8 protein-coding genes are annotated in these 9,386 nt (G+C 72.3%); 6 read left to right on the forward strand and 2 right to left on the reverse strand.

From position 1 onward, the window contains the following. The first annotated feature begins 90 nt into the window (after positions 1-90). On the forward strand, positions 91-975 hold the full coding sequence (locus tag ACWGJO_RS14405; protein WP_452183708.1) for a helix-turn-helix transcriptional regulator: 885 nt from the start codon (positions 91-93) through the stop codon (positions 973-975). Here ACWGJO_RS14405 and ACWGJO_RS14410 read toward each other — a convergent pair. Together ACWGJO_RS14410 and ACWGJO_RS14415 are read right to left on the reverse strand one after the other, a co-directional pair. Next, entirely contained in the window at positions 972-1,361 is a 390-nt protein-coding gene (locus tag ACWGJO_RS14410; RefSeq protein ID WP_452183710.1) for a hypothetical protein, read from the reverse strand. The genes ACWGJO_RS14405 and ACWGJO_RS14410 overlap by 4 nt on opposite strands. After that, positions 1,358-1,837 (reverse strand): hypothetical protein, encoded by a 480-nt coding sequence (locus tag ACWGJO_RS14415; protein ID WP_387693787.1) that lies wholly within the window; start codon positions 1,835-1,837, stop codon positions 1,358-1,360. Before ACWGJO_RS14415 ends, ACWGJO_RS14410 begins: the two co-directional genes overlap by 4 nt. Positions 1,838-1,973: 136 nt before the next feature. Between ACWGJO_RS14415 and ACWGJO_RS14420 the strand changes: the two genes are divergently transcribed. The 5 genes from ACWGJO_RS14420 to ppdK all read left to right on the forward strand — a co-directional run bounded on the left by ACWGJO_RS14420 (position 1,974) and on the right by ppdK (position 9,221). Next, on the forward strand, positions 1,974-3,188 hold the full coding sequence (locus ACWGJO_RS14420) for a histidine kinase (RefSeq protein WP_452183712.1): 1,215 nt from the start codon (positions 1,974-1,976) through the stop codon (positions 3,186-3,188). Continuing rightward, a complete protein-coding gene (locus tag ACWGJO_RS14425; RefSeq protein WP_359902950.1) occupies positions 3,176-3,820 on the forward strand; it encodes a response regulator transcription factor in 645 nt (214 codons plus the stop codon). The genes ACWGJO_RS14420 and ACWGJO_RS14425 overlap by 13 nt, the downstream gene beginning before the upstream one ends. A gap of 2 nt (positions 3,821-3,822) precedes the next feature. Then, positions 3,823-4,680: a DUF4097 family beta strand repeat-containing protein gene (locus ACWGJO_RS14430; RefSeq protein WP_452183713.1), complete on the forward strand. Its 858-nt coding sequence runs from the start codon at positions 3,823-3,825 to the stop codon at positions 4,678-4,680. Between the two features lie 98 nt (positions 4,681-4,778). Further along, complete coding sequence (dusB, locus tag ACWGJO_RS14435) at positions 4,779-5,948, forward strand: tRNA dihydrouridine synthase DusB (protein ID WP_452183715.1); 1,170 nt, start codon at positions 4,779-4,781, stop codon at positions 5,946-5,948. 564 nt (positions 5,949-6,512) lie between these two features. Continuing rightward, positions 6,513-9,221, forward strand: coding sequence for a pyruvate, phosphate dikinase (gene ppdK / locus ACWGJO_RS14440; protein WP_401049659.1), 2,709 nt, complete (start codon positions 6,513-6,515; stop codon positions 9,219-9,221). The last annotated feature ends 165 nt before the right edge of the window (positions 9,222-9,386 follow it).

A 9,386-nucleotide genomic window follows, 5' to 3' on the forward strand; every position in this document is an offset into this window, starting at 1 on the left:
CCGCCGAGTCGTACCCTGGTACCAGAGTGTGGTTATCCGGGTATAAGAAGTACCTGGCAACAGGCTGACGGCTGTCGCATGCTGGGGAGCATGAGCCTCGCCACACCTCCCGCGCAAGCCCGCACCGGTTCGGCCGGTCCGCGCCCGGCCACTCCCGACGAAGCCCGCCGGCACGAGCTGGCCGCGTTCCTGCGCAGCCGCCGCGAGCGCCTGACGCCCGAGCAGGTGGGCCTGCCGATGACCGGGCGCCGCCGGACGCCGGGGCTGCGCCGGGAGGAGGTCGCGCAGCTCGCCGCGGTCGGGGTGACCTGGTACACGTGGTTGGAGCAGGGGCGGGACATCCAAGTGTCCGCCCAGGTGCTGGACTCGGTGGCCCGGGCACTGCTGCTGGACCCGAGCGAGCGCGCCCACCTGTTCACCCTGGCCGGCACGGACGACCCGGTGCCGGTGCGGGAGTGCCCCTCGGTGACCCCGAGCGTGCGGCTGCTGCTGGAGCGGCTGGCGCCGTACCCGGCGGTGGTGCTCAACTCCCGCTACGACGTGCTGGCGCACAACGCCCAGTACACCGCGATCGTCGGAGACCTCGGCCGGCTGGCCCCGGAGGACCGGAACCTGATGTGGATGGCGTTCACGCCCTCGCAGTTCCGCGACGTGCTGATCGACTACCGCACCGAGCGCCTCGGCATGGTGGCCCGGTTCCGCTCGGCGATGGCCGACCACAGCTCGGAGCCGGCCTGGAAGGCGCTGGTGGCCCGGGTGCTCAAGGCCTCGCCGGACTTCGCGGAGCTCTGGCAGCGGCACGACGTGATGCGGCCGGGCAACGGGATCAAGCGGTTCCAGGTGCCGGGGGTCGGGCTGCTGCGCTGCGAGTACACCAACTTCTGGCTCAGTCCGCAGCTGGGGACACGGATGATCACGTACACCCCGCTGGACGACGAGACCCGCGCGCTGATGGACGAGCTGCCGACGTCCTAAGCGGTCCGCGGCGCCGCGTCCCGGCCGAGCCACAGGCATACCACGGCGAGCGGCAGTTCGATGCAGGAGGCCATGACCAGCGCGGCGAGCACCGGGAGGCCCGGCCCGGCGCAGGCGATGTCGGCCAGGGCGTCCCCGGCGAGCAGCAGGGCCACCGCCGCGCCGGCCCAGAGCGCGGCGGGGCTGCGCCGGCGCAGCAGCGCGTCCAGCGAGAGCAGGGCGGCGAACTCGGTGAGGTCGAGCACGACCCAGGGGGTCTCGTGGCAGACGGCGAGGACCGCCAGCCAGGGCAGCAGCGCGACCGCGGCCATGACCGGGAGCCGGCCGAGGCGCGCGGGCGGGGCGTACGAGGAGGCGGGGCGGACGGAGAGGACGGCGGTGCTCATGCGACGCTCCGCACCCGCTCCAGCGGCAGCCGTTCGGCCGTCCCGCCCGCCGCGTGCTCGACCCGCACTGCGTCGAACGGGCCCTCGGCCCAGGCGATCCAGAACCGGTCGGCGACCACGGCCACCTCGGCCGTCGACCGTGCCCGGCGGAACGGCCGCCGTCCGGTGAACACCACCGCGGGCGCGACGCCGTCGGCCGCCAGCCGGCCCCAGGCCAGCACGTGCCGGTTCCGCCCGGTGGACGGGCAGTGCCGGGCCCCGCGCAGCAGGTGCGGGGTGAGCCGGGCGGCGACCAGGACATCGGTCAACTCCCCGTACTGGTACAGCTCCAGCGCGGCCCGGCCGCGGCCGGACCCGGCGCTGCGGACCGACCAGGGCCCGGCCCCGGCCGGCAGCGCCCCCTCCGGGGCTCCGGAACCTCCGGGGCCGGGCCGACCGTTCGGCGCAGTGGCGGAGTGCGATGCGGTGCTCGTCATGCCCTCAAGCTTTCCGCCGGGACCCCGGTCCTGTCGGTGGTGCTCCACACCGAATCGGGGGTGTATCCAGCTACACCCCTCACCCGGAACCCCCCTTCATGGCGGCCCGTGATCACCGGGCCCTACGCTGTTCGGCATGTCCTCCACCACGTTGCGCCGAGCGCTCGTCAGGAGCCTCCGGCGCCCACCGTGGTCGCCCGAGGTCTGGCGGGACGTCCGCTTCACCGCCGCCGGAATACCCATGGCGCTGCCGGTCTGGCTGGCCGTCACCGAGTCGAAGCTGCTCTTCCCGGTGCTCGCCGCCGTCCTGCTCTGCGCCCGCCCGCTGACCGCCCTCCAGCGCGGCCGGCTGCGCGCCCTGCACGGGGTGGAGGTGCCGCCGCTGCGCCCGCCGACGGGGCGTCAGGCCTGGCTGCTGGGGATGACCTGGCGCCAGGCCCTCCACCACCTGGTGGCCGGTCCGCTGTTGGCGGCGGGCGCGTTGGCGGTGCTGTACGCCTGGGCGGCCGCCGTGGTGCTGGCCACCGTGTACGGCTGGATGTGGCTGCTGCCCGCCGGTACCGCGGTGCGCTCCGGCCTGGCCGGGGAGGACGTCCTGCTCACCCTCGGCGGGTTGCTGCTGCTGGCGGTCCTCCCGCTGGCGGGCACCCAGCTGGCCCGGCTGGAGGTGTGGGTGGCCCGGCGGCTGCTCGGCCCGGACCGGGCGGAGGCGCTGGAGCGGCGGGTCGAGGAGATCGCCGAGAGCCGGGCCGGGCTGGTCGACGCGGTGGACGCCGAGCGCCGCCGGATCGAGCGGGACCTGCACGACGGCGCCCAGCAGCGGCTCACCTCCCTCGCGATGAACCTGGGCCTGGCCCGGCGCACCCTCAAGGACGTGCCGCCCGAGGTGATGCAGGTGATCGTCGACGCGCACGAGGAGGCCCAGGCGGCCATCGACGAGCTGCGCGACCTGGTCCGCGGCCTGCACCCGGCCGTCCTGGAGGACCGCGGCCTGGACGCGGCGCTGTCCGGCATCGCCGCCCGCGCCCCGCTGCCGGTGCGCCTGGACGTGGCTCTCTCCGAGCAGGTCGCCCCGACCGTCGAGGCGGTCGCCTACTTCACCGTCTCCGAGGCGCTCACCAACGTGGCCAAGCACGCCAGGGCCCACCGGGTCGACCTCTCGGTGCGGACGGCCGGCGGCCGGCTGCGGCTGGTCATCAGCGACGACGGCGTCGGCGGCGCGGACCCCTCGCGCGGCACCGGGCTCACCGGTCTGCGCAAGCGCGCCGCCTCGGTCGACGGCACGCTGTCCGTTCTCAGCCCCCTCGGGGGCCCCACCACCATCACCGTGGAGTTGCCGTGCGTGCTGTGATCGCCGAGGACTCGGTCCTGCTGAGGGTCGGCCTGGTCAAGGTCCTGGAGGCGGTGGGCTTCGAGGTCGTGGCCGCCGTCGGGGACGCCACCGAACTGCTGGCCGCCGTCGAGGAGCACCGCCCGAAGGTGGTGGTGGCCGACGTCCGGATGCCCCCGGGCTTCAGCGACGAGGGGGTGAAGGCGGCGATGGTGATCCGCCGGCAGTGGCCGGACACCGCCGTCCTGCTGCTCTCCCAGTTCGTGGAGGAGCGCTACGCCGCGGACCTGCTGGCGACCAACACCAGCGGCGTCGGCTACCTGCTCAAGCAGCGGGTGGCCAATGTCGACGACTTCGTGGACGCGCTCCAGCGGGTCGCCGAGGGCGGCACCGCGCTGGACCCGGAGGTGGTCGCCCAGCTGCTGGTGCGCCGCCACCGGGACCCGCTGGAGAAGCTGACCCCGCGCGAGCGCGACGTGCTCGCCCTGATGGCGGAGGGCCGTTCCAACGCCGCGATCGCGGGCTCGCTGGTGGTCAGCGACAGCGCGGTGGCCAAGCACATCAACTCGATCTTCACCAAGCTCGACCTGCCGCCGGTCGCGGACAGCCACCGCCGGGTGATGGCGGTGCTGCGCTTCCTGGAGGTCGGGTAGCGGTGAAGGGGGTGAAGGCCTGGCGGGCCACCGGGACGGTCGTGATCGTGCTGGTCATGATCGGGGCCGGACTGCAGACCTGGTCGATGGCGGTGCAGCAGCGGACCAGCACCAGCCGGCCGTACGACGTGGCGATCCACCGGCTCCGGTTGGAGACCGGCAACGCCTCGGTCAAGGTGCGGGCCGGCCGGGAGGGCCACGTGGTGGTCCGGCAGAGCCTGGACTGGCTGGTGCGCAAACCGGTGGTGTCCACCGTCTTCGACGGCGACGTGCTGACGGTCGGGATGCACTGTCGGCTGGTCCTGCCGTTCGTGGACGTCGGCTGCGGCGCCGAGATCGAACTGGAGGTGCCGGCGGCGACCGAGGTGTCCGGCTCGGTGGGCTCCGGCTCCGTCCAGGTGGAGGGGCTGAGCGGGGACGTGCGGATGGAGCTGACCTCCGGCGAGCTGCTGCTGTTCGACACCTCCGGGAACGTGTCCGCGCACGCCACCTCCGGTCAGGTGCGGGGCACCAACCTGAGCACGCGGCGGGTGACGGCGCAGGTCGGCTCGGGCTCGGTGCAGCTGGGCTTCGCGAAGGCCCCGCGCGAGGTGGACGCCACGGCCACCTCCGGTGCGGTGGAGCTGACCCTGCCGAGGGGCAGCCGGTACGCCGTCTCCAGCGAGATCGGCAGCGGCAGCGGCCGGATCGACACGGGGCTGGCGGACTCCGCGAGTCCGAACCGGCTGCACGCCGCTGTCACCTCCGGGTCGATCACCGTCGTCCCGGCGAGCTCGGAGCCGCCGGAGCCCGCGGACCCGGCGGACCCGGCGGAGCCCGCGCAGTCCGCGGTGCCGTCGGTGCCGCCCTCGGCTCCGTAGCGGGAGCGCCTCGGAGCGGGCGGCGGCCGCTCACCCGGGCGGCGGACGGGTGGGGGACAATGGAGAGTCCCGTCCCCATCACCCGAGGTCAGCCGCGCATGACAGCCACGCCCGCACCCACCGCGTCCGACACCGAGTTCGCGCCGCTCGACATCGGCCCGATCCGGGTGTGGCCGCCCGTCGTGCTGGCGCCGATGGCCGGCATCACCAACGCGCCGTTCCGCACCCTGTGCCGTGAGCAGAGCGGCGGCCGGGGCCTGTACGTCTCGGAGATGATCACCACCCGGGCGCTGGTCGAGCGCAACGCCAAGACCATGCAGCTGATCAAGTTCGACCCGAGCGAGAAGCCGCGCTCCATCCAGCTGTACGGGGTGGACCCGGGGACCGTCGGCAAGGCCGCCCGGATGATCTCCGACGAGGGCCTGGCCGACCACATCGACCTCAACTTCGGCTGCCCCGTCCCCAAGGTCACCCGCAAGGGCGGCGGCTCGGCGCTGCCGTACAAGCGCAACCTGCTGCGCGAGATCCTGCGCGAGGCCGTCGCCAACGCGGGCGACCTGCCGGTGACCATGAAGATGCGCAAGGGCATCGACGACGACCACCTCACCTACCTGGACGCCGGCCGGATCGGCGCCGAGGAGGGCGTGGCGGCGATCGCCCTGCACGGGCGCACCGCCGCCCAGCACTACGGCGGGACGGCCGACTGGTCGGCGATCGCCAGGCTGCGCGAGTCCGTCCCGGCGCACATCCCGGTGCTGGGCAACGGGGACATCTGGTCGGCCGACGACGCGCTGCGGATGATGCGCGAGACCGGCTGCGACGGCGTGGTGGTGGGCCGCGGCTGCCTGGGCCGGCCGTGGCTGTTCAGGGACCTGGTCGCGATCTTCGAGGGCGACGTGGACTACGCCCGCCCCGACTTCGGCTACGTGGCCGAGGCGATGGTGCGGCACGCGCAGCTGCTCGGCGAGTGGCTGGGCGACGAGGCGCGCGGCGTGACCGACTTCCGCAAGCACGTCGCCTGGTACACCAAGGGCTTCTCGGTGGGCTCGGAGCTGCGGGTGAAGCTGGCCGGCTCCTCCTCGTTGGCCGAACTGGCCGAAACCCTCTCCCAGGTGGAGCAGTCCCAGGGCTGGCCGGACGGTGCGGACGGCCCGCGCGGACGGACCAGCGGCAACAACCGGGTGGTCCTGCCGGAGGGCTGGTTGGACGATCCGTACGACTGCGCCCGACCGGGTGTTGACGCCGAATCGGACACCTCTGGCGGATGATCTGTACGGACCGGCAAAAATGGCCCGGTGAGGCCGATTGCCACTAGGTCCCAGCCCTCTTGTCCATCCTGGACAAGAGGGCTCCTTTTCGGCGTCCGAATGTCACGGAGAGAGCACATTTCTGGACGGTGTGCGACGATCGACGGAGCCGCTCTACGTTCGACCCGTGAGATGCGCTGGTGACGCTTGCCACATGCGGTGGGGGCTGACGGCCGGTCGGTGGACGAAATGGACAGGTCGGCTGTGAATCGCTTCCCGAAGTCGGCCGGCCGGTGATCGGGCGATCCGGGTGCAGGAAATCAAGCCGGGGCAACGCCATCGGCCCGCGGCCGCTACCGTGCGTCCGGATCGTACGATCTTCGGGTTTGCTTGTGTTCAAGAATTGAACGCTTGCTCGCGTCAGGCGGACGATTTCACCAACAGAGGTGAACGCCTTTATGTGCTTTCGATCTAGCGGGTTACCGCTGGGTACCAGCCTCGGGTGGCCTATTCAGGGCAGAGAAGTGCCTTCGAAATGGGTATGTTCTCCGGCGTCAGGGCAACCGCGTACGAGGAGACCGACCCGTGCCGTCCCAGCAGAAGTTTGTTTACTCCTTCACCGAAGGAAACAAGGACCTCAAGGACCTTCTCGGCGGCAAGGGCGCGAACCTGGCCGAGATGACCAACCTGGGCCTCCCCGTCCCTCCGGGGTTCACCATCACCACCGAGGCCTGCAAGGTCTTCCTGGAGACCGGCAGCGAGCCGTCCTCCCTGCACGAGGAGATCAGCGCCCACCTGGACGCCCTCGAAGAGCGGATGGGCAAGAAGCTCGGCCAGGCCGACAACCCCCTCCTGGTCTCGGTGCGCTCCGGCGCGAAGTTCTCCATGCCCGGCATGATGGACACCGTCCTCAACATCGGCCTCTCCGACGTCTCGGTGGCCGGCCTCGTCGCCCAGTCCGGCAACGAGCGCTTCGCCTGGGACTCCTACCGCCGCCTGGTCCAGATGTTCGGCAAGACCGTGCTGGGCGTCGACGGCGAGCTGTTCGAGGAGGCCCTGGACGAGGCCAAGCACGCCAAGGGCACCGTCAACGACCTGGACCTGGACGCCGCCGACCTCCGGGGCCTGGTCGAGGTGTTCAAGGGCATCGTCGAGCGCGAGACCGGCCGGGCCTTCCCGCAGGACCCGCGCGAGCAGATGGACCTCGCGATCCACGCCGTCTTCCACTCCTGGAACGGCGACCGCGCCCGGCTGTACCGCCGCCAGGAGCGCATCCCGAACGACCTGGGCACCGCGGTCAACGTCTGCAGCATGGTCTTCGGTAACCTCGGCGAGGACTCCGGCACCGGCGTCGCCTTCACCCGCGACCCCTCCACCGGTACCCAGGGCGTCTACGGCGACTACCTGTCCAACGCCCAGGGCGAGGACGTCGTCGCCGGCATCCGCAACACCCTGCCGCTTTCCGAGCTGGAGAAGCTCGACAAGAAGTCGTACGACGAGCTGATGGCGATCATGCAGAAGCTCGAGAACCACTACCGCGACCTCTGTGACATCGAGTTCACCATCGAGCGCGGCAAGCTCTGGATGCTGCAGACCCGCGTGGGCAAGCGCACCGCCGCGGCCGCCTTCCGGATCGCCGTCCAGCTCGTCGACCAGGGCCTGATCGACCTGGACGAGGCCCTGATGCGGGTCACCGGCGGTCAGCTCTCGCAGCTGATGTTCCCCCGCTTCGCCCCCGACTCCGAGTCGCAGCAGATCGCCAGGGGCCTGGCCGCCTCGCCCGGTGCCGCGATCGGCAAGGTCGTCTTCGACTCGTACACCGCCGTCAAGTGGTCCCGCTCCGGCGAGAAGGTCATCCTGGTCCGCCGCGAGACCAACCCGGACGACCTGGACGGCATGATCGCCGCCGAGGGCATCCTCACCTCGCGCGGCGGCAAGACCTCGCACGCCGCCGTCGTCGCCCGCGGCATGGGCAAGACCTGTGTCTGCGGCGCCGAGGAGCTGGAGGTCGACACCAAGCGCCGCCGGATGACCACCGCCGACGGCCTGGTGCTGGAGGAGGGCGACGTCGTCTCGATCGACGGCGCGACCGGCAAGGTCTACCTCGGCGAGGTACCCGTGCTCCCCTCCGCGGTGGTGGAGTACTTCGAGGGCACCCTGCACGCCGGCGCCGACGTCCAGGGCGGTCTGGTCCAGGCCGTGCACCGGCTGATGTCCCACGCCGACGGCCGCCGCCGCCTCGCGGTGCGCGCCAACGCCGACAACGCCGAGGACGGCTCGCGCGCCCGCCGCTACGGCGCCCAGGGCATCGGCCTGTGCCGCACCGAGCACATGTTCCTCGGTGAGGAGCGCCGCAAGGAGGTCGAGCACCTGATCCTGGCGGACAACGACAAGGACCGCGAGGCCGCGCTCTCCACCCTGCTGCCGCTGCAGAAGGGCGACTTCCTGGAGCTCTTCCAGGCGATGGACGGCCTGCCCGTCACCGTCCGCCTGCTCGACCCGCCGCTGCACGAGTTCCTGCCCGACATCACCGAGCTGTCGGTGCGCGTCGCCCTCGCCGAGGCCCGCAAGGACCCGAACGAGAACGACCTGCGCCTGCTCCAGGCGGTGCACAAGCTGCACGAGCAGAACCCGATGCTCGGCCTGCGCGGTGTGCGCCTCGGCCTGGTCATCCCCGGCCTGTTCGGCATGCAGGTCCGGGCCATCGCCGAGGCCGCCGCCGAGCGCAAGCTGGCCGGGGCGGACCCGCGTCCCGAGGTGATGATCCCGCTGGTCGGCACCGTCCAGGAGCTGGAGCTGGTCCGCGACGAGTGCGAGCGGGTGCTCGCCGAGGTCGCCCGGTCCACCGGCGTCCAGCTGGACATCAAGCTCGGCACCATGATCGAGCTGCCGCGCGCCGCGGTGACCGCCGGGCAGATCGCCGAGGCCGCCGAGTTCTTCTCCTTCGGCACCAACGACCTGACCCAGACGGTCTGGGGCTTCTCCCGGGACGACGTGGAGGCCTCGTTCTTCACCGCCTACCTGGAGAAGGGCATCTTCGGGGTCTCCCCGTTCGAGACCATCGACCGCGACGGCGTCGGCTCGCTGGTCAAGCACGCCGTCGAGGCCGGCCGGGCCACCCGCCCCGACCTCAAGCTCGGCGTCTGCGGCGAGCACGGCGGCGACCCGGACTCGGTCCACTTCTTCCACGAGGTGGGGCTGGACTACGTCTCCTGCTCCCCCTTCCGGATCCCGGTGGCGCGCCTGGAGGCCGGCCGCGCCGCCATCGAGTCGGCGGGCAGCGACTCGCGCTGAGGAGGGTAGGCATCCCCTCCGCACGCGCGGGTACGACTGACCGCTCTCCCTCCCGTCGGGAGGGCGTACACCGGAGCTCGGCGCAGGAGAACCGGCGTACGTGACACGGCCGGGGGGGGGGGGGGGCCGGCGGGCGGGGGCCCCCCCCCCGGGCGCGGGGGAGCG

It is taken from the genome of Kitasatospora sp. NPDC054795, assembly GCF_053611565.1.

Coding starts and splice junctions, on each gene's coding strand:
- ACWGJO_RS14415 (WP_387693787.1), bottom strand. CDS start 1,837: ATGACGAGCACCGCATCGCACTCCGCCACTGCGCCGAACGGTCGGCCC.
- ACWGJO_RS14420 (WP_452183712.1), top strand. CDS start 1,974: ATGTCCTCCACCACGTTGCGCCGAGCGCTCGTCAGGAGCCTCCGGCGC.
- dusB (WP_452183715.1), top strand. CDS start 4,779: ATGACAGCCACGCCCGCACCCACCGCGTCCGACACCGAGTTCGCGCCG.
- ACWGJO_RS14410 (WP_452183710.1), bottom strand. CDS start 1,361: ATGAGCACCGCCGTCCTCTCCGTCCGCCCCGCCTCCTCGTACGCCCCG.
- ACWGJO_RS14405 (WP_452183708.1), top strand. CDS start 91: ATGAGCCTCGCCACACCTCCCGCGCAAGCCCGCACCGGTTCGGCCGGT.